This window comes from uncultured Meiothermus sp. (assembly GCF_937863175.1).
Taxonomy (GTDB): domain Bacteria; phylum Deinococcota; class Deinococci; order Deinococcales; family Thermaceae; genus Meiothermus.
In genome coordinates, this window is sequence record NZ_CALMCQ010000431.1 from 1 (window position 1) to 21,139 (window position 21,139).

Below are 21,139 nucleotides of genomic sequence, written 5' to 3' on the forward strand. Positions count from 1 at the left end.
AACCGTTATTTGAAGGCTGTGAGAGGAGTTTTGGAAGCCCACCCGCCGCCGTCATATCCCATAATTTTCGGGTGGCTTTGGGCCAGGGTAGTGGTCGAGGAGACTGGATTCGAACCAGCGACCCCCTGCTCCCGAAGCAGGTGCGCTACCAGGCTGCGCTACTCCTCGATGCCAGCGATTTATGAGTATAGAGCGGACTCGAGGCTTTGTCTAGGCAACCCCTTTCAGCCTGTTCGCGTGTTCGCTTTTCCGCCCCAATGATGGCACCAGAAGTCGCAAAATTCGCTGTGGAATATACCCGCTTCTCATCTTTGATGATGTAAAGCTAAACTCAGAATTAATCTGAGCCAAACAGATGCCTTAGCCGCCGCTTAGTATCCTGAATATCAGGCTAAATCAGCACTGCTGCCCCAGTACTCTATGTAGCCATGACCCCCTTCCTGGAGGAACCCCCATGAACCACTGGCTTTGGTTGATGATTGTGCTGAGTGTTGCAGGCTGCTCGATGCAGGATGCAGGTGCAAGTCCACCGCCCGGTGGCCCCAATCCCAGCCGGTCGGGGGTATGGTCTGACCCTGAAACCTGGCCCGGTGGGCAGGTGCCCCGGCAGGGTGAGGTAGTAACCATTCCTGCCGATCTCGCGGTGACGCTGGATGTCAGTCCGCCCGCACTCAAAGGCATCGCCATCAACGGCATCCTTCGCTTTGATAAGCGGGATTTGCAGCTCAGCGCCGACTGGATCATGGTGCATGGAAAGCTCGAGATCGGCACCCCCAGCCAGCCCTTCCGCAACCGGGCCATCCTGACCCTCACCGGCAACAACCCCAGCGAAAACATCATGGGCATGGGCAGTAAGGTGATTGGGGTGATGATGGGGGGCGTGCTGGATTTGCATGGCGAACCCCGCAATAGCTGGACCCGCCTGAGCGGGAGTGTGGTCGCCGGTTCCAACCGCATCACCGTACTGGATCCCGCCGATTGGCGGGTGGGCGACCGCATTGTGCTGGCCTCCACCGATTTCAACCCCGATCAGGCTGAGGTCAGAACCATTATCGCCATTTCCGGCAACGCCATCACCCTCGACTCGGCCCTCCGTTATCCCCATTTTGGCGAGATTACTTTTGGGGTGGATCAGCGGGGCGAGGTCGGTTTGCTGAGCCGTAACATCACCATCCAGGGGGATCAGGCCTCGAGCCAGACTGGTTTTGGAGGTCACATCATGGCCATGCAGGGGGGCACCCTGCGTATCTCGGGGGTGGAACTGACCCGCATGGGCCAGCGCAACCTACTGGCCCGCTATCCCATCCACTGGCACCTGCTGGGCGATGCACCCGGCCAGTTCATAAAGCAGTCCTCCATCCATCTGAGTTTCAACCGTTGTGTGACCATCCACGGCACCAGCCAGGTCGAGGTGGTGGGCAACGTGGCCTACAATACTGTGGGGCACTGCTACTTCCTCGAGGACGGCGCGGAAACCAAAAATCTGCTCGAGGGCAATCTGGGCATCCTGACCCGGCGCCCAAACAGCCAGCTAGGCGAGCGCCCGGTCATTCCCACCGATAACAGCCCGGCCACCTTCTGGATTACCCACCCCGACAACATCGTGCGGGGCAATGTGGCGGCTGGCTCACACCACACTGGCTTCTGGTACGCACTGCCTGAAAATCCCACTGGCCCCTCTGCCACCAACACAATTTGGCCCCGCCGTACACCGCTGGGCGAGTTTTCCGGAAATGTGGCCCACTCCAACTGGGACGGGCTCATGGTGGATCGCGGCCCCAACCAGAGCACCCTGCAAACCGAGACCACCATCTACAACCCCCGCACCAACCCTGCCGACGGCCAGAACCAGTACGACAACACCCGGAACCCGCCCGTGGTGGCGGAGTTCAAGAACTTTACCGCCTACAAAAACCGGGGCAATGCGGCCTGGTTGCGGGGCATCCACCACAAGATGACCGGGGCCAGGCTGGCCGACAATGCCATCGGGGTCACCTTCGCCTCCTCCGAAAGCACCCTGGAAGACTCGCTGGTGGTGGGTGATAGCGCCAACAAGGGCTTTGCCGAGAACTGGGAATTCCGTGGCAACGACGGGCGTAGCCTGCCCAGACCCTGGGCGGCCAGCAGCGGCGGCCCCATCCAGGACAACTTCCCGCTGCGGGGCTTTGAGTTCTACGACGGCAGAATCGGTTTCCGCAATGTGCAGTTTGTCAACTTCCAGCCTCTGCAAATCCAGAATGCCCAGGGTGGCCAGACCGCTACCCGCGAAGCCGGGGCCATGAGCTACCTGCGCTTTACTGCATTCGCCATTGACAGCCGCAATTTTGCTCAGGGAGCCCGCTTCGACAATGCCAAACCGGTCTACTTTCCCCCCCGGGCCGAGCCTACCCCTGAACAAATCGCCAGCGACGACACTGCCGATGGCTACCGGGGCGGGGTGTTTGTGGACACCGACGGCTCGGTAAGCGGCAGCCGGGGCCATGCCATTGTGCTCAACAATCCATTTCTGCTCGACACCAACTGCGTACTGCGGGCCGAATGGAACGCCGGAATCTGCAACTACAGCTATGGGCGGCTTTACATTTACAACGAAAGCGGGGGCGGTATTGCCCCGGTCTCGCTCACCCGCAACGATGGCAGCAGTCCGGTTTTCCGCATGTGGGGTACACCCAACAGCGGAGACAACAATCGCTTTGGGGCAAGTGTCATCAAGGGCCGCAACTATGCCCTGGGCGTCACTGGAACCATGCCAGGCAGACTCAAGTTGCGCTTCGATGACAGCGTTTCGGGAGACCATATCACACTGGCCATTCCCTATAGCGCAGAGCCTTCGATCTACCGCGATTACTGGATTGACAACCGTAACAAACTTCCCCGGGCAGCTTCTCGCGCAGAATTCGACAGCAGCACCGGAGACCGTTACTGGAGCGAAGGCGGCAGTGTTTTTGTGAAGCTGGTGGTGCGCGATCTGCCAGGCCGCGACTGGGCGGTGCTGGATATCTGCCGCAACGATCTGTGCAGATAAGTACCTTCAAAGCATATCTGTCACCATATCCGCCTCGGCATCCACCCGGTTACTGGGCCCTTGTGACTGCGGCTTATTCCTGTGACTTCCAGGATTTGACAGGCTCAGGGTGACGCAGCTTAGGGCGGTTCTCGGAAGGAATAGAGAGAGCTGCCATAAACCTCCCCTCGAGCCCGTCTGTGTCACACTGTGCACAGAGGTTGGCGTGCTATTGGAAACATGCTTTCGGCTCACGCACCCTGCGTCTTCTCTTTCAGCAAAGCGGCCAGGCCCTGCTCGTCCAGCACAACCACCCCGAGTTCGTGTGCTCTGGCCAGTTTTGAGCCCGCACCTGACCCGGCCACCAGGTAGCTGGTCTTTTTGCTGACCGAGCCGGATATTTTGGCTCCCTGGGCCTCGAGTTCCCGTGCTACTTGATCCCTGGGGCGGGTGAGCTCGCCAGTGAGTACAAAGGTAAGCCCTTCAAGGGCACTGCCGGTTTGTTTTTCCCTGGCCTCGAAATTAACCCCTGCGGCCCGCAGGCGCTCGATGAAACTGTGCATCCCGGGCCTGGATAGCGCACCGTGAATGGCTTGGGCGGTTACCTCGGCTACATCCTCAACCGCATCGAGTTCTTCCATCGAAGCGGCAAGAATCCTGTCTAGATGCCCAAAACGCCTGGCCAGGGTGCGGGCGGTGCTCTCCCCTACCTGTGGAATGCCCAGGGCAAAAAGGAGGTGCTCGAGGCCCCGGCTTTTGCTGCTCTCAATCTGCTCGATCAGGTTCTGGGCGCTTTTTTCGGCTTTGCGCTCGAGGGCCACCACGTCCTCCAGCTTGAGCTGGTATAGGTCGGCTGCATCGTTTACCAGCCTGGCTTGCAGCAGTTGCTCGATCAGCTTGTCCCCCAGCCCCTGGATGTCCATGGCCCGCCGGCTGGCAAAGTGGCGGATGGACTCAAAAGCCTTGGCTGGACACAAAGGATTAGGGCAGAGGTGAATCTTGCCCGATAACACCAGTTCGCTCTGGCACTCCGGGCAGTGGCGAGGCCATTCCACTGGCTTTTCGCCCCTGGGCAGGTCGGTGAGCACCCGCAGTATCTCTGGAATCACCCCCCCCGACTTGTGTACCAGCACCGTATCGCCAATGCGCAGACCCAATTCCTGCACGTAGCTTTCGTTGTGCAGCGTCACCCGGCTGACGGTGGAACCATCTAGCGAGATGGGTTGAAGCTCGGCGACGGGCGTCACCCGCCCGGTGCGGCCTACCTGGTAACTCACCCCCAGCACCTGGGTGGGTTTTTCCTCTGCTGGAAACTTGTAGGCAATCGCAAAGCGGGGGGTCTTGGAGGTATAGCCCAGCTCCGACCACAGCGCCAGATGATTCAGCTTGACCGTGACCCCATCGGCCTCGAAGGGGAGTTGTCGCCGCTGGGCCAGCATGGCCTGGTAGCCTTTCTCCACCCCCAAAGTTCCCTGGACCAGGCAAAATCCAGGCTCTACGGCAAACCCAAGTTTTTGCAACTTTTCCAGCAGCCCGACCTGGGTGGCTACGCCAAACTCACTGGGCCGTCCCACCCCATAGAAATACCCGCGCAGACCCCGGCTTTCGGTCACACGGGGGTCTTTCTGGCGCAGGCTGCCTGCAGCGGCGTTGCGGGGATTCTTGAAGGGGGCTACCCCCTCCTCCTCGAGCTTCACGTTCAGTTCCAGAAAGGTCTGGATCGGCAGGTAGATCTCTCCGCGCGCCTCCAGGCTTAAGGGTTCAGGCAACTGACGCGGCACGTCGGCGATGGTGAGCAGGCTGGGGGTAATGTCCTCGCCCACCCTGCCATCGCCCCTGGTCAGGCCCCGTCGCAGTACCCCATCGCGGTAGATCAGATTGACCGAGAGGCCGTCAATCTTGTACTCCAGCACATATTCACGGAACTCCTCGCGGCCCAGGGCACGGTTGATGCTGGCCTCGAAGTTCTGGATGTCATCAAGACCAAAGGCATTGCCCAGGGAGAACATCTGACTGGGGTGAGGCACGGCTTCGAAAGTGGTTTCGTACATCGGATTGCCCACGGTCTGAGTGGGCGAGTCTGGGGTAACAAGTTCGGGATGGGCCCCTTCCAGCTCCTTAAGTTCGCGCAGCAAGCGATCGTACTCTGCATCGGAAATCTCCGGGTCGTCGAGCACGTGGTAACGATAGTTGTGATAGCGCAATTGCTCTCGTAGTTCCGTTAACCGTTGCTTAGGTGTAGACATAATGTGATTGTATCGTTTTGTGCAGGAAGATCGAAGCAGCTTCAAATCTATCGGGCGAAAGCCCACAAAGTGCCTAAGGTGCGCCTGGTTCTTTTGTCAAGGCCCTTTCGCACCACCTGATTTCTGCACTATAATGCCGAAGGCTAACAGCCAGTTCGGAACTTGTGTTGTTCACAAGTAAATGGAGGCGAATCGCATGAAAAAATTCGTAGTACTTGGTGTGGCCCTGGCTGCAATGTTGGGCTTGGGTCTGGCCCAGGAAGTGCGCGTAGGCATGGCGTTTGACTCGGGCGGTAAGTTTGATCGCAGTTTCAACCAGTCCGCCTTTGAAGGAGCCCAGCGTGCTGAGCGCGAGCTCCGCATCCGACTTTTCGACTTCGAACCCGCCGACCCCGGTCAGGTAGGTCTGGGCATCCGTCGGTTTGCCGAAGAAGGTTTCGACCTGATCGTGGGGGTGGGCTTCCGCAATGAACCCTCCATCACCCGCACTGCCCGTGAGTTCCGCGATGTCAAATTCGCGGTGATTGATGCCGTTCCTGGCGAAGGCAGGCTGGAGAATGCGGTCGGCCTGGTCTTCCGCGAGCACGAAGGCAGCTATCTGGTGGGCTACATTGCGGGCCGTACCACCAACACCGGTGTGGTGGGCTTCGTGGGCGGAATGGATATCCCCCTGATTCACAAGTTCGAGCAGGGATTCCGTGCAGGGGCAATCGCCGGGATGCGCGAGCGCAATATCGCCAGTCCCCGTGTCCTTATCAACTATGTGGGCACCACCCCCGCCGCCTGGAACGATCCGGGCCGGGCCAAGGAAATTGCCACCGCCCAGGCCAAGCAAGGTGCTGACATCATCTATGCTGCCGCTGGCGCCTCGGGTCTGGGGGTGCTGGATTATGTGAAGGAACAGCGTTGCTTGAGGCAGGATCAACTACCCACCGGCGTTCGCTTCATCTCCAACAACGCCTCGGGTGTTCCCCGCTATGATGCCTATACCCGGGCCTGCCCCGCTGCGACTACCCGCCCGATGTTCATGATTGGTGTGGATGCCAACCAGAACTACCTGGGCGATACCGATAACAACCCCCGCACCCTCAACCACGTGCTCACCTCCATGCTCAAGCGGGTGGATGTCGCCACCTTCGATGTGATTAAGGCGGTCAGGGATAACACCTTCAGGGGCGGTGTGCGCGAATTCGGTCTGAGCAACGACGGCGTCGGGTTCGCCCTCGACGACTTCAACCGTGCCCTCATTCCCCAGGCAGTCATCAACCGCCTGGCGGTGTTGCGCAGCCAGATCATCTCCGGTGCGCTCAGAGTACCCGACAAGCGCTAGTCGGTTTTGCAGCAAAACGCCCAGGGAAACCCCTGGGTGTTTTTTTTGCTAATGGCGGGGTTTCTATCGTCATATTACCGAATATTCGCCAGTGCTGGTGCGGTTGGGGGTAGAAAGCGCATCCATTCCCGGAACAAGGAGGCGGGAGGCGGTTTTCAGAAAGCAGGAGACTTTTCCCTGGACAAAAAACGAAAATTGCGATAGGGGCGCAATCAATTTGAAAACCGCCCTGAGGAGTTCTGCCAGCGAGTCTTGCCTGTATGATCTAGGACATGAACAGCCCCACTTCCCCCCCCCCGACACAACGCAAAGGTGCGGTGGCCCTCGAGCTCAAAAACGTCACCAAACGCTACCCGCTGGTCCTGGCCAATGACCAGATTTCGCTGGAGGTGCGCTGGGGCGAGGTACTGGCCCTGGTCGGTGAAAACGGGGCGGGCAAATCCACCCTGATGAAAATTGTCTATGGCCTGGTGAAACCCGACCAGGGCGAGGTGTGGGCCAATGGGCAAAAGGTTCAGATCGTCGAACCGGGCGATGCCATTGAACAGGGGATCGGTATGGTGCACCAGCATTTTATGCTGGTAGACCCATTTACGGTGCTGGAAAACGTGATTCTGGGGTCGGAACCCAGGCGAGGGGCGCAGCTTAACCTGGCTCAGGCCCGTGCCGAGGTTGAGGCCTTGATGAAAGAGCTCGAGTTCGACCTGCCCCTGGATACCCCGGTAGAGGAACTGCCGGTAGGCTTGCAGCAGCGGGTGGAAATCCTCAAGGCGCTCTACCGAAAAGCGAAAATACTCATTCTGGACGAACCCACCGCAGTCCTCACTCCGCAGGAAGCCGAGGAACTGTTTGGTTTCTTGCGCCGATTTGTGGATCAGGGCAATGCGGTTATCTTCATTAGCCACAAACTGGCCGAGGTCATCAAGCTATCCCACCGTGTGACCGTGATCCGTGACGGTGCCGTGGTGGGCACCGTCAACACGCCAGAGACCAACGTGGCCCAACTGGCCCGCATGATGGTCGGGCGCGAGGTCATCTTGTCGGTGGACAAAACCAAGGCTCGGCCTCGCGAGGCGGTGCTCCAGATCGCCAACCTTACCATCCCCGGCAAAGACAAAAAACATCGCCTGAACGGGGTCTCGTTCCAGGTACACGCCGGTGAGATTGTGGGCATCGCCGGGGTGGAAGGCAACGGCCAGACCGAGCTGGTAGAGGCCATTACCGGGCTGCGGCCTTATGAGGGCATCATCCGATACGACGGCCAGACGCTCAAGCCGAGTGCGCGGGTGGTACGCGAATGGGGGGTCTCGCACATCCCCGAAGACCGCAATGCGCGGGGTCTGGTGCTGGACTTTACCACCCGCGAAAACCTGATTTTGGGCGACCACTACAAGAGCCCCAACGCAGGCTTCCTGGGCTTTATTGATGCCGACACAATCGAAGTGGAGGGTCGCGCCATCGTCGAGCAGTTCGATGTGCGCCCCCGCAGCACCGAGCTGGCAGCCCGGCGCTACTCCGGCGGCAATGCCCAGAAAATCATCGTAGGGCGCGAACTAAGCCGCAAGCCCAGGGTGCTGGTTGCCGCCCAGCCTACCCGTGGGGTGGACATCGGAGCCATTGAGTTCATTCACGAGAACATCCTGAAGGCCAGGGAGGCCGGGATGGCGGTGCTGCTGGTCTCTGCCGACCTCAACGAGGTGCGCTCGCTGGCAGACCGCATCCTGGTGATGTTCGAGGGTCGCATCATGGGTGAACTCGAGGCCAGCGAGGCCAGCGAGGAGAAGCTGGGACTGCTAATGGCCGGAATTACCGACTGAGCTGCCCATCCTGAGCGGGTCAACCCTGGTGTGGCAAAAAAGCATGCCTGCACTGCATTTTTCCGGAACGGTCTCGGCGAAATTGCGATCTGGGAGGCATCTATTACCTGCGCAGTGTGGAGTCTGAATCCCTGAACACTTCTGAGCTGGATTCCCAGTACGTCGCCATATCCTCGGCCAGTGCGCGGGCGCGACGCAGGGTCTCGGGGTCGTCGGTGCTGTGCGAGAGGCCCATCAGGTTGGCGACCATGTCGGAGAGTCTGGTCAGTAACCCCTGTAGGGCTTCTTGCTGAGCAACGCTGAGCTGTTTCAGATTTCCAATGGTGTCGGGGCTGGCACCCACCAGGGGGCCGCGTCCGGTGCGGTGGTAGGCCAGAGCCGATTCCAGGGCGCGGTAGCGGGCCAGGCGGCGCATAAACTCGGGCAGGATATCCTGGTCTACTTGTTGTAAAACGTCTTCAGCCTGACGACGAAAACTGGGAGCCTCGAGCAAGGCAACCTCGCGGGCCAGGGCATCACGCCGCTCCAGCGCCTTACGCATGAGCGGGTCGTCGTGGATGGCCGGGGCCACACGGTTCTCGACCTGGGTCGCGCTCATGGCAGTCCAGGCCAGCAAGGTGATGAAAAAGGGGATGGGCCAGGCCGAGCGGTAGGGCTCGAGGCTCTGCACAAAAAGCATGGCTGCCACTACCGCCAGACCCGCCGCCAAAATCCAGACTGCCGGAGGCTTTACTCCTGCACGAAACACACGCCACAGCATAGATACAGCCTAGCAAATCGCATTCGTATCTGCGGGATCACGCGTAAGCAAAAACCAGGCCGAGCTTACATCGGCCTGGTATGGATCCAGGGTTATCGGGTGGGTGCACCAAAGAGGTTCTCGTCGAGCAGCCAGTCGAGACGCAGATACAGGCCGGGCTGGCTCTGGAAGCCCACCAGGCTGGTCTGGGTACCCAGCAGGTTCGCACCCACCGAGAAGGTCAGTCCGGCGGCTACCCGCAGGCTGGCCTCCACCCCCAGCGAGAGCTGGCTCGAGCGGGTAGCGGGCTGGAACAGGTAGCTGGTGCTGGCTCCCAGGCCAACCAGATCGGTAAAAAAGTAGGTGAAGCCGCCACCCAGCTGGCCGGTAAAGATGCCCGTATCGCTCAGGCGGTAGGCCGCGCCCAGGCGCAGGAACCAGCGCTCGTCGGCCTGGTAGCTCCCGCGTACCTCCCCTTCGAAGAGCACACCGCCGGCATCGCGGTAGAAGCCACCCTTGAGCACGTTCTGGGTCAGCATGCTCAGGCGGTCGCCACGGTATGCGCCGGCCAGGCTGAAGCGGGTGCCGTCGGTTCCGGCGGCCTCGCGAACGTAGGTGGCCTGGGGTGAGACGATCAGATCGGGGCTGGGCCTGTAGATCAGGCCGAACTCGTAGACCTGTTTGAAGCCAGGGGTGCTGGCCTGGCCCGACACTTCGGCGCGGCCGCTGGCTTGAAGGGTATCACCGTTGTAGCGCAGGGCAATACCCGCGCTGGCCCCACCCTGAGCATTGCTGGCAATGGTGGCGTTGGCGCTCAGGCCCAGTTGGAGCTCTTTACTCAGGGGCAGGGCGGTGTCGAGGCCCAGGCGGGTACGTCCGGCTTCGCCATCGAGGTTGGACATCTCGTAGGCAGCACTGATGTTGGTGGTGCCCAGCCCCTGTGCCCCGGGGTCGGGGGTCTCGGAAGCGTTGCCCAATAGGGTGCGCAGCAGCCGGTCGTTAGCGAAACTGCCCCTCACGCCCAAAGCCCCGGTCAGGCGCGGCCCGCTGGCCGCGTAGGTCAGGCGGTTCTGCAATCGAACGCCAAAGTTCTGGGTAAGCGTATAGTCCAAACTGAGGTCGGTGGCGCCTGGCGTACTGCCCAGTCCCACCAGTTGGCGCAGCGCGATGCCGAAACGCCCGGCCCTGGCCTCCGTGCCCAGCGAGACAAAGGCGGTGTCGGTCTGGAAGTTGTTGATGGACTGGGGGTTCAGGCCAAAGCTGGCTCCGGCTCCAAGAAGCAGGGCTAGACTCTCGTCGCCGGCCCTGGCTTCGGCGCTTACCTGCTGGGTGGTGGTTCCGGCGAGGTAGTTCTGGTTGAGGCTGTAGCGCCCGCTCAGGCCGAAGAGGCCAAAACGAGCCGCCGTACCCAGGGTGATGTCGCGGGCTGCACTGGGACTGCCGCGCGGATCTTGGAAGCCCGGCGGTATATCCTGGTAGCGACCCTCCAGGTCGAAGTTCTGGGTTTTGAGGCCAAAGCGCACCGCGCCCGCCACCCGGCCCAGGTCGCTGATGGGGGTGGCGATTTCGGCCTCGAGGCGAGCGTTGGGCCCGCCCACCCGCAAGCCCAGTCCAGCCAGGCTCGAGACGCTACTATCCAGCGAGAGCAACGTGGCTTTGATCCCAAAGGTCTCGGTATCGTAGCCTGCTTGCAGGCCGCCGCGTAACTCGCGCACGATGCCGCTCGCGGTGCTCACAGCGTAGGCGACCTCGAGGCTCTGGGGGTTGCCGTTCAGGTCGGTGGGTTGCAGTGGCGAACGCAGTTGCAGGATACCAGCGGTGTAGTCAATCTCGTAATCGGCATTGCGCAACAGAATGGTACGACTCAGCACCAGGTTGGGGTTGTTCCGATCCCGTACCACCCGCGCCGCCTGTTCGCTGTTGCTCACTACCGGGCGCTCGCTGGGTAACAGGCCCAGACGATAGAAGCTGGTGCCGTCGCCCGCGATCACCTCGCGACGGTTGGCGTTGGGCACCAGAGCCGCGAAGGCGTTGAAGCCAAAGCTGCCCTCGCGCAGCACCCCCTTGAGGCCGTTGTAGCCGGCATTGTAGCCCGTCAAGAGGCCCTGGAAGTCGGTACTGAGCTGTCCGTATTGCAGGTAGTTTTTCTCGAGTTCGAAGCGCAGGAACACACTGTCGGAGGAGTTGACATCGGTGCCGACCTGGGAACTGTCGCCCAGCAATGGGAAGCGCTGGTAGGGGTTGGCCGGTGGCAGCAGGTTTACGTCGCGGAAGAGGAAACCGTTGTTCACGCTGAAATCGGCCCCGGTGTTGACGGCGCCGGTGAAGAGCCCGTCGCCCAGCACCGTGCCACGCCCGAAGGCCCGCAGGGTACTCTCGAGGCTGAAGCCACTGCTGCCCAGGCTGGCCTGCAAGCCCACGGCTCCCGAAACGATCAGGGGACGGGGCTCAGCAGCCTCGACCGGGAAGCGGGCCTGTTTGCGCACCTCCCCCGCAGTCACCTCGATCTGCACCCCATCGGGGCTGCCGCCCTGCAGGCGCGTACCCAGGTGGGAGAGTGGGAGACGGGCCTCGCCGTGCAGCACCCGCACCTGATAGCCGGGCAGACTGGGTTCGGCGTCTTCCAGCCTGGGTTCGGGCTGTACACTCACGGTTACATAGCCCACGTTGGCTGGGTTGCCCTGGGCGTCGCGTATCACGATGGTGAGTTCGGGCTGGTCGGAGCGGTCGGTGGTGAGGGGACGGCTGGGGTAAATCTGGATGGTTTCAGGGGCGCCCCCGCCCTGCACGGTGCGGAGGTCGGCCAGGCCGCTCCTCTGGATGGGCTGGGCCCTGACCAGGGCCTCCAGCAAATTCGGCTCACCCACCAGAACCCGCACATCCCCCAGGCTGCCCAGCACCGGCTGCTGCCCCGGCGTGCGGGGCAGACCCGCCGAGCGGGTCCGCGGAGTTTGTAGAATCACACCCAGGCGATCCCGGGGGGACTCGAGCGCACCCGAGTGGGTCAGGCGGTAGCCCAGTGTGTAGCTGCTGCGCAACGGCGCGGGCAGCACCCAGAAAAGGCGGTCGCCCAGAACCAGCGGGTCGGCAATGGGATCGGAATTCTCGCGCGTGGGGTTGGCGAGGACGGACTGCTCGAGTTCTCCCTGGCGCACCGCACCGCGTAGCAAGCGGCTGCTGCCCAGGACGTAGCGGGCTCCTTCGGGCAGGCGATCCGAGAGGATAACCACGCCCGAAGCCGGAATCAGAGTCAGTTGGGCTGCCAGGGTAACTTCCGACTCCCGCTCGCGCACCGGCTCGCGTACTACCGGCGGCGGGGGGGCGGGCGGCTGGGCCACGCTCAAGCGGGCCTGGGCGTGGTTGTTGCCGGGGTTGGGGTCGGTCTCGGTAAGACGTACCTGGGCGTGGTTGAGGAGGGTTCCCGCCTGAGCTGCAGTAGCCTGTACGCTAAAGCTGCGGCGGGTTCCGCTGGGCAGGTTACCCACGTTCCAGGTCAGGGTGGTGTTGCTGAGCCCAGCCCCTTCGGCAGTTACGTTGCTCAGCCCGGCAGGCAGGGTATCGGTCAGCACCACGCCGGTGGCTGCATCGGGGCCGTTGTTAACCAGGGTCAGGATGAAGGTGACCCGGTCTCCCACACTGGCCTGAGCGGGACTCACCGTCTTGCTCAGGGCCAGGTCGGCCCTGGGTTCCGGCGGTGTGTGCGGCGGGGGGGGTGGAGGGAGCGGCGCTACCACTTCCAAAGCCACCCGGGCCTGGTTGTTGCTCTGATCGCGGTCACGTTCGCTCGAGGTGACGCTGGCCTGGTTGGTTCGCTGGCCCGCCACCCGGCCCCGCACCACCACGCTAAAGCTGCGACTTTCACCGCTCGGGAGGCTGCCCAGGTTCCAGGTCAGGGTGTTACCTTCGCGCGAAGGCACCGGGTTGGCCGAAACGAATTCCAGCCCCACCGGCAAGCGATCCGTCAGCACCACCCTGCTGGCAACATCGGGGCCGTTGTTGCGCACGCTCAGAGTATAGGTGGCGTTCTGCCCGGTCTCGATGCGGGCGGGTTCTACCATCTTGGTTACTGCCAGGTCTACTTCCAGCTGACGCGGAGGGGGGGGTGGAGCCACCACTTCCAGGCGGACATCAGTCCGGTTGTTCACAAGGGTGGTTTCATCTTCGACGGCCCGAACCTCGGCCCGGTTGACCAGCATGCCTACCGCCGACGCTGCGACCTGCACGGTGAAGGTTCGCTGTTCACCACTGGCCAGACTGCCGACCCTCCAGGTTAGCAGGTTTTCGCTTCGCACCGCCCCTTCGGTGCGAGGGCTGGACAGTCCTGTGGGAAGAGTATCGGTAAGAACCACATCGGTGGCCGCATCCGGGCCGTTGTTGACCACCGTCAGGGTGTAGGTGACGGTCTCACCCAGACTGACCCGGGGCGTACTCACGCTCTTGTTCACCGCCAGATCCACCCGGTGTGCAGGGGGTGGAGGGGGCGGCGGTTCCACCCGGGGCAGGGCTGGGCCGGGTTCGGCAGGCACACGGGCAAAATAGGGCTGCCCATCCAGGCGCAGGCGCAACTTGACCGAGTTGGAAAACTGCCGGGTGGTGGGTAGAATCCGCACCAGAATGGCCCACTCCCCCCGCAGCTCGGGGGTCACACGAAACTCGTTGCGGGCCCACTGCACATCGCCCGAACTGGTCAGTTCACGGCGCTGTCCGTTAGGGAAACGCACAAAGATACGCATCTCCTGCGGGCCATCGGCATCAAAGTTTTCGATGCGGAATACACTGCCAACGGCTGCTTGTCCCAGGGTAAGGCGGGCCGCCACCTGGTCGCGGCCTAACTGCCCACGGGTGACCACGGTAAACTGGCTGGCCTCTACCGCAATACCAGGGCTGAGGCGGAAGCCGAAGGCGTTCTTACCATTGCCGAAGGTACGTACCGGCAGGCCATAGTACCCCTGCACCAGACTGCCCTCGAAGAGGGTATCGTAGCGGTGTACCTCGGCGTTGCCATACTGCTTTTGCACCAGTGCCCCCGGCCCGCCCCGGTTAAGCAGGCCGAAGGTGGAGCGCATCTGGGCGCCGGGCGCGTATATTTCGTCGCCGTAGTAGTTCTGCACATCGCGCTTGTTGCGGTAGTCGTTGAGGTTGATGTCGGGACTAAAGAGTTCTACACGTAAGGGCTGGCCTGCGGCCCGTTCAAAAACCGCCAGGCGGTAGTCGTCTAGGGCCCCAGCCCGCTGATCCCAGCCCACCTGGCTGCCCACACTGGAAAGAGGCAGGTTGATGGACTGGGCTGTTGCGCTGTGCACCAGGCCAGAAGCCAGCACCAGCAGGCCAATCCGCACCAGTTTGCCAGTATCGTTTTGCATGGTTTTCACCCATCGTCCGGGGAAGAATACAGGCGTTTTCATCAGCGCATCTCCTCCCAGAACAGGTCGGGATCCGTCATCAGGCGGTCTATGGGGATGTTGCCGCTGAGGGTGTAGCTCAGGGTGTAGGTTCCAGCTGGCAGGCTGCCTAAGCGGATTTCGCTGCCCTGGACGCTGGGATGCAGGTTGGGCACGGTGAGCGCCCCACGGCTGCCACCCTCTGGCAGCGGATCAAAGATGCGCAGGTGGTTCACCGCCTTGTTCAAGGTCAGGGTGAAGGTCACGGTATAGCTACCCGCTCCAACCTGGGTAATGGTCTTCTCCAGCCGCTGTCCATCCACGGTCACGCGGGTCGAGCGGATTACCAAAGCCTGGCTGGCAGGGGCTTCAAAGAGGAAGTCCTCGGTGTAGATGCCTGCTCCGTCCACCCGCACCTGGCGGGAGCCGTGCAAGCCACGGTCGTCGGGCACGGCCCTGGGCACGTAGGGCACAGTCAGGCGATCCACGCGCAGGGCGTTGAGGCCCGGTGCTACTTCCGTAAGGCTGTAGCGCCCCTGGGCGTCGGTCACGGCGTAGCGCCCGTCGGATAGGTAGACCCGTACGCCTTGCAGCGGCTCGTCCACTCCACTGGTGAAGTTGTTATCGTTGTTCTTGTCGAAGTAGACCCGGCCCACGATGGTGCCCTGGTCGCTGAACACCCCCGGCTCGAGACGCACGGTAGCGGCGGCGACATTGGAGTTGACCCGCACCGGGTTAAGCGTGCTACCGATCAGTGCGCTGGCCTCGGCAGTGTTGACCAGTTGGCCGGTGGTGGGCGCGGCAGCGGTGACGGTAGTCGCAAAGCGCAGGCTGGCCGACTGGCCCGAAGCCAGCTCGCCAATCACCCAGACCAGCCGACTACGACCGCCCTCACTGGTGATTTGCGGGTCGGAAACCGGCGTACCGTTCAGAGCGGAGCTACCCGCACGGTATTCCAGGCCCGCCGGCAGCAGGTCACTCAGGGTGACCTGGCGCATCGGAACACCCGAGCCCTGGTTGGTGGCCCTGAGGATGTACTCGAGGCTACCGCCCGTCCGGGCCACACTCTGCCCCGCAGTTTTCTCGAGTACCAGGTTGGGGCCGCGAACCTCCACCCGGATGGTGGCCGGGTTGGACTCCTGGCCAGCGTTATCGCGGATGGTGTAGGGAATTTCGACGGTGCCTACAAAACCTTCAACCGGGGTAAAGGTCACACTGCCGTCGGGGTTGCGGCTAAAGGTTCCCTTGCCCGGAGCGGTGATCCGATCCTGGATGCCCGGTGTTGCCGGGTCGAGGTCGAGGGTGGCCAGATCCAGGCTTGCACCCGCCCCTGCAGCGTCATTGGACAAAGGGTTGAGGGTGACGGGGGTGTTGTAGGGCGTGGTGGCCTGATCGTTGTGGGCAACGGGTACCGTGGGGGCCAGTACCGTGACCACAATTTCGGCCGTGTTGGTGGTGCCGCCCGCACTATCTCTTACGGTGTAGGGAATCGTGGTACTTCCGGTGAAGCCAGGTTCGGGGGTGAAGGTCACACTGCCGTCGGGGTTGCGGCTGAAGATACCCCGGCCAGGTACCGCCCGGCGATCCTGAATACCGGGGGTTGCGGGGTCGAGATCCAGGGTCGCAGGATCGAAGGCTGCACCACTGCTAGCTGTGTCGTTGGTCAGGGGGTTGAGGGTGACGGGGGTGTTGAATGGGGTCGAGGCGGAGTCCGAATCGGCAGCGGGCAGCGGGTTGACCGTAACCCGCAAGGTGGCCCGATTCGAAGTCTGGCCGGTGCGATCCTGAATCGTGTAGGGAGCCTCTACGATCCCGGTAAAGCCGGAAGCCGGGGTGAAGCGTACGGTTCCACCGGGCTGTAACTCGAAGACACCCTGCCCAGGAACCTCAAATCGGGTCTGTTGACCAGGGGTGCTGGGGTCTAGGTCAATGCTACCGGGCTCGAGGCTAGTGCCCAGGCCAGGGCTATCGTTGGCGGCAGGGCTCAGGGTTACCGGGGTATCCCGAGCGGTGCGGGTGGAGTCGCTGCTGGCGATGGGCGGTGTGGGTGGGTTGACGGTAACGGTCAGGCTGGCCGGGCTCGAGGTCTGGCCAAAGTTGTCCTGGATGGTGTAGGGAATGCTTACCAAACCACTAAAGCCGGTCTCGGGAATAAACTGCACCGACTCGTTGTTGAGGTTGGTTGCCGGTTGCAGCACAAAGCGTCCCCTTCCCGGTACGACCCGCTCGGTCTGCTGACCGGGGGTGGCCGGGTCAAGGTCTATGGTGCTCGGAAGCAGTTGCCCACCGGCTCCCGGCGTGTCATTGGCACTGGGGTAGAGTGTGACCGGAGTGTTGAAGGCGGTGGTGGTCTGGTCATTGGCTGCGACTGGGCTGGGCGGGGTCACGGTAATGACAATGCTGGCCGGACTGGTAGTAGCCCCCGAGCTGTCCTGCACCGTATAGGGAAGGACCACCATCCCCACAAAGCCAGACACCGGAGTAAAGCGCACCGTACCATCGGACTGCAAATCAAAGGTTCCCTGTCCAGGTAAAGTTCTGCTGGTCTGCTGGCCGGGAGTACTGGGGTCGAGGTCAATGGTGCTGGGTACCAGGCTTTGCCCGGGATTGGCGACGTCGTTGGCGGCAATCGGAAGGCTCACCGGGGTATTGACCGGCGTACTGGTGCGGTCATCCACCGCCGCAGGCAGATCGTTGACGATTACCGTCAGGGTGGCCCGGTTCGAGGTCTGCGCCGGGGTCAAGGGGTCGCCGTCCTGATCGGCGATGGTGTAGGGGATGCTGACCGTTCCAGTAAAGTCGGGTTCTGGGGTGAAGACCACGGTACCATCCGCCAAAGCTTCGAAGGTGCCCCGCCCAGGAAGGCTGCGGGTGGTCTGGCGGCCCGGGCTATCGGGGTCGAGGTCAATGGAGCTGGGGTCAATCCGGCTGGGCAGGACGGCAGAATCGTTGGCTACCACATCCAGCGTTACAGGACGACCTTTGGGCGTGACTGCCTGGTCATTCTGGGCGGTGGGCGGGGCGGGGCGCGGTCGGATGGTCACGGCGATGTTGGCAGGGTTGGAGGTCTGGTTCAGGCTGTCCTTGATGGTGTAAGGCGCCACTGCCGTGCCCTCAAACCCCGGCACCGGATCAAAACGTACCGTTCCATCGGCCTGGACAACAAAGGTGCCCTTGCCTGGAATGGTGCGGCTGGTCTCCTGCCCGGGTGTACTGGGATCGAGATCAATTGAGCCCGAGGCCAGGTTGGTTCCTGGACTGCTGCTGTCGTTGATGATGGCCGGCACGACAACCGGCTGGTTGAAGTCACCGGCTTTGGCATCGTCACGGGCGACCGGCGGTGGTGGGAGGAGGGGCTCCAACTGCACTGGCGTCGCGCTGGGGGTGTCAGCATTAGGGGTGGTGGGTAGGCTGGCCTGGGTCGCGGGGTGCGCGGCATTGGTGCTGGTATCCGTAGCCAGGGCCCCCGCCGGAGGTGTGGGAGTTCCCCCGGGGAAAGTATGGCCGGGGTTGGGTCCACTGGGAATGCTCGAGGCGTAGACGGAGTTATTCTGGACAGCACCCGGTACCGAAGCCAGGCTGGGGTAGTTCACACGAACGGTGAAGGTCAGGACGCAGTACTGACCCTGCTGCCAGGTATCGCCACCGGTAAGCAATTGAGTGTTGCTGATGCCGTTGAAAGCCGAGTTTACCGTGCATGCCGCCGTTCCGGCACTTCGGGTGGGGCCGCTGACCATTGTGAGAGTGGGCGATCCCGCAGCAAAGGTCAGGGCCAGGTTTTCGGTAATCTGCACGTTGGGGAGGGGCTGGGTACCGGTATTCCCGCCCACCACGGTGAAGGATACCTCGAAAACCTGGGGGCTGGTCTGCAAGGAACCCGCCGCCGACTTGACCACGTCCAGCGCGTTGATGCCAAAACCGAAATTCTGGTGGGTGCTGGAGACGCCGGGCAGCACGGACAGGCTTCGTTCGCCACTGGGGGGTGCGGTAGGCACAACACCCCCCAGATCGGGGTCGTTCAAGGCCACCCGGACGGTGTAAGTTCCAGGGGGGACGCTGGCAAAACTGTAATTGCCCTGGCCATCGGTCTGGGTGGTTGCCACCACACTGCCCCCACTGTTCACCAGCTCCACCATGATGTCCGGGCCCAGTCGGGCGTCGTCACCGGAGTTGAACACTCCGTCGTTGTTGCGATCTATATACAGCAGGCCCGAGACGCTCCCGGGGCTGGTGGCAAGGGTAATGGGGGTAGTGCTGGGGGTGTCGCCACCAGGCATACCGGGCAGACTGCCTGGGCTGGCGGGGTGGGTGGTGTGGGTGCTTACGTCAGTCGCCACAGCCCCGGTAGGGGGCGTGGGTACGCCGCCGGGGAAGGTGTAGCCTGGGTTGGGGCCAGCGGTACGGCTGCTGGCGTAAGCGGTGTTGTTTTGCGGCACCAACGGCACTGCCGAGGCGCTGGGGTACTCCACCCGAGCCTGGAAGCTGATGGCACAGCTCTGGCCAGAGGTCAGGGTATTGGAGCCCGAGAGTAGCCGGGTGTCTGACGTACCGCTGAAAGCCCCATTGGGCGTACAGGCCGCCCCGCTCGAGGGCGTGACGCTCAGCGAGCCAGTTACGATGGTGATGCTGGAAGCCCCAGGAAATGTACGGCTCAGGTTTTCGGTGACCTGAACGTTGGGCGTGGCAAGCTGCCCGGTGTTGCCGACCACCAGCGTGAAGGGTGCCACAAAGGCGGTGGCACTCACCTGCTGCACCGTGCCCACCGCCTTGATCACGTCCAGGGCGGTCCGGCGGAAACCAAAGTTCTGGCCGGTGATCCTCGAGCCCACTACCACCGTTACCGAGAGGTTATTGGGGGTAGTCAGGCTCGAGCCCTGCGGCAGATCGGGGTCGGTGGCCGTAACCCGAACGGTGTAGGTGCCAGGACCCATGCCGGTGAAGAGGTAGTTGCCCTCGCTGTCGGTGCTCTGGGTCTGAATAACGGTGCTGCCGCTGAGCAGCTCAACGGTAACGTTAACCAGGCGCGGCTCGCCGATATTCAGGGTGCTGTTGCCGTTGTTGTCGTTGTAGACCGTCCCGGCGATGCTGGGCGGCGGTCCGGCTACCAGGGTCTCGATGCTGGAGGTGTTATTACTGACTCCAGGGTCTACCACCCCACCCGGCGCGGCGATACGGGCGGTGTTGACCAGTGAACCCGCACTGCTGGCTATGCCGCTGATGGTAAAGGTAAGGAAGCTTCCGCTGATGGGGTTGGAGGCCACACTATTAACCGGCAAGACCCCGGTGGTCACGCTGATGTTGTTGCCACTGCCCGAGGTCGCGCCACAGACCGCTGAACCACTGGCCACGCACGTCCAGGTCACACCCGTCAGGCTGGACGGAACACTGTCGGTAAAGCTGGCTCCGGAGACGGAGGTAGGCCCCCGGTTCCAAACCTTGACGATGTAAGTAATGGGGTCGCCCTGGATGGCAGTAGACGGACCCGTCTTTTCTACCGCCAGGTCTGCTTCGTCTTGAATGGTGAGGGTGGTACTGCCCACCGCTGTAGTGCAACGGGCACTCTGACCGCCAATCTCGGTAACCAGGCCAGTACCTGGGGGGGCTCCGGGGTTGCTAACCGCAGTGATGGTGTAGGTGAGCGGTTCGTTGCCCTCCACCGAGCTATCGTTGGTGATGGAGATCGGGATGCGAATAGCCCCGGTCTGGCTGCCGGTGGTGGCGTTGGGGTCGTACTCCCCAGCAGGGATGCTCAGGGCAATGTCGCCACTGGCGTTGGCGCTGGCAGTCACGCCGCTCCGGTTGGTGCTGGAACCCACGCTGAAATCGGCGGTAGAGGCCGCCCCGCTGCGGGTTAGGGTGATGGTGGCCGGGGCCTGGAGGGTACCGTTGAGGATAACCTCGAGGAAAATGGTGCCCCGAGACTCCCCCACATTGCTCAGGGTGTTGCCCGCACCATCCACGAAGCGGTTGATGTCGGTCAGGGGGCGCAGGGTGATGCGGATGTTGTCGAGGAAGTTGCCCTCGTTGGCCCGACCGCTGCCAATTACCCCTGCGGTGCCTCCGGCCCCAATACGCGCCTCAAAGCCATACTGATAGGCCCCACTGGGGCCGGTGTTGGTCAGCACCCCCGAGCGGGTGTCCCAGGTGTCAATAGAGGTTGCGGTAAAATCGGAACCTGCGCTAATCAGCGTAACCCCATCGGCAGCATAGATCGCCGCCCTGGTGGTTTCTATTCCGGCATCAAAACGCGCCCGGTGGCTATAGGTATAGGGTACCGACTCACCCGCCACCAGGCACACGTTCTGATACAGTCGGCGTGGATTTTCCGCGTTTAACTCGGCCCACTGCTGACCTTCGGCAGCGCTGCCCCGCTGGGGGGTACGGAAGTATTCGATAGGGCGATACGGCAGCGTGAAAGTGGGGCAGTTGAAGCTCGTGCTGTTGTAAAGGTCGTCGCTGGTACGCCACCCAGGCACTCTGCTGGCCTCGTTCGTGCCACCATAGCTGCTGTCGGGCAGGTAGCGCTGCAGGGTTCCGCCTGTGGTGGTACAAACCCCTGCGGTAGAAATGTTGGGAATCTCAAAACTGGGGTTGACAATGATGCGGCTGGGAATCTGAGCGT

At 62.2% G+C, this 21,139-nt stretch carries 7 protein-coding genes and 1 tRNA gene; 3 read left to right on the forward strand and 5 right to left on the reverse strand.

What is annotated here, in order from left to right; genetic code table 11:
- Positions 1-91: 91 nt before the first annotated feature.
- Positions 92-168, reverse strand: a tRNA-Pro gene (locus Q0288_RS16120).
- A gap of 286 nt (positions 169-454) precedes the next feature.
- On the opposite strand from Q0288_RS16120, the gene Q0288_RS16125 reads away from it, so the two are divergent.
- Complete coding sequence (locus Q0288_RS16125; protein WP_299432730.1) at positions 455-3,025, forward strand: G8 domain-containing protein; 2,571 nt, start codon at positions 455-457, stop codon at positions 3,023-3,025.
- A 230-nt stretch (positions 3,026-3,255) separates the two neighbouring features.
- Here the strand turns inward: Q0288_RS16125 and ligA are convergent, their stop codons facing one another.
- Positions 3,256-5,250 (reverse strand): NAD-dependent DNA ligase LigA, encoded by a 1,995-nt coding sequence (gene ligA / locus Q0288_RS16130; protein ID WP_299432733.1) that lies wholly within the window; start codon positions 5,248-5,250, stop codon positions 3,256-3,258.
- A 196-nt stretch (positions 5,251-5,446) separates the two neighbouring features.
- Between ligA and Q0288_RS16135 the strand changes: the two genes are divergently transcribed.
- Complete coding sequence (locus Q0288_RS16135) at positions 5,447-6,580, forward strand: BMP family ABC transporter substrate-binding protein (RefSeq protein ID WP_299432736.1); 1,134 nt, start codon at positions 5,447-5,449, stop codon at positions 6,578-6,580.
- A 272-nt stretch (positions 6,581-6,852) separates the two neighbouring features.
- A complete protein-coding gene (locus tag Q0288_RS16140) occupies positions 6,853-8,397 on the forward strand; it encodes an ABC transporter ATP-binding protein (protein ID WP_299432739.1) in 1,545 nt (514 codons plus the stop codon).
- 103 nt (positions 8,398-8,500) lie between these two features.
- Here Q0288_RS16140 and Q0288_RS16145 read toward each other — a convergent pair whose 3' ends face one another.
- The 3 genes from Q0288_RS16145 to Q0288_RS16155 all read right to left on the reverse strand — a co-directional run bounded on the left by Q0288_RS16145 (position 8,501) and on the right by Q0288_RS16155 (position 20,993).
- Positions 8,501-9,157 carry a hypothetical protein gene (locus Q0288_RS16145; RefSeq protein ID WP_299432742.1) on the reverse strand — a complete coding sequence of 219 codons (657 nt, stop codon included), beginning with the start codon at positions 9,155-9,157 and terminating at the stop codon, positions 8,501-8,503.
- 92 nt (positions 9,158-9,249) lie between these two features.
- A complete protein-coding gene (locus tag Q0288_RS16150) occupies positions 9,250-14,541 on the reverse strand; it encodes a hypothetical protein (RefSeq protein ID WP_299432745.1) in 5,292 nt (1,763 codons plus the stop codon).
- Entirely contained in the window at positions 14,541-20,993 is a 6,453-nt protein-coding gene (locus Q0288_RS16155; protein WP_299432748.1) for a tandem-95 repeat protein, read from the reverse strand. The genes Q0288_RS16150 and Q0288_RS16155 overlap by 1 nt, the downstream gene beginning before the upstream one ends.
- Positions 20,994-21,139: the final 146 nt, after the last annotated feature.

Bases quoted from the DNA above. Each gene is read 5' to 3' on its own strand.
- Q0288_RS16150 (WP_299432745.1), bottom strand. From the start codon at position 14,541: ATGAAAACGCCTGTATTCTTCCCCGGACGATGGGTGAAAACCATGCAA.
- Q0288_RS16125 (WP_299432730.1), top strand. From the start codon at position 455: ATGAACCACTGGCTTTGGTTGATGATTGTGCTGAGTGTTGCAGGCTGC.
- ligA (WP_299432733.1), bottom strand. From the start codon at position 5,250: ATGTCTACACCTAAGCAACGGTTAACGGAACTACGAGAGCAATTGCGC.
- Q0288_RS16140 (WP_299432739.1), top strand. From the start codon at position 6,853: ATGAACAGCCCCACTTCCCCCCCCCCGACACAACGCAAAGGTGCGGTG.
- Q0288_RS16135 (WP_299432736.1), top strand. From the start codon at position 5,447: ATGAAAAAATTCGTAGTACTTGGTGTGGCCCTGGCTGCAATGTTGGGC.
- Q0288_RS16145 (WP_299432742.1), bottom strand. From the start codon at position 9,157: ATGCTGTGGCGTGTGTTTCGTGCAGGAGTAAAGCCTCCGGCAGTCTGG.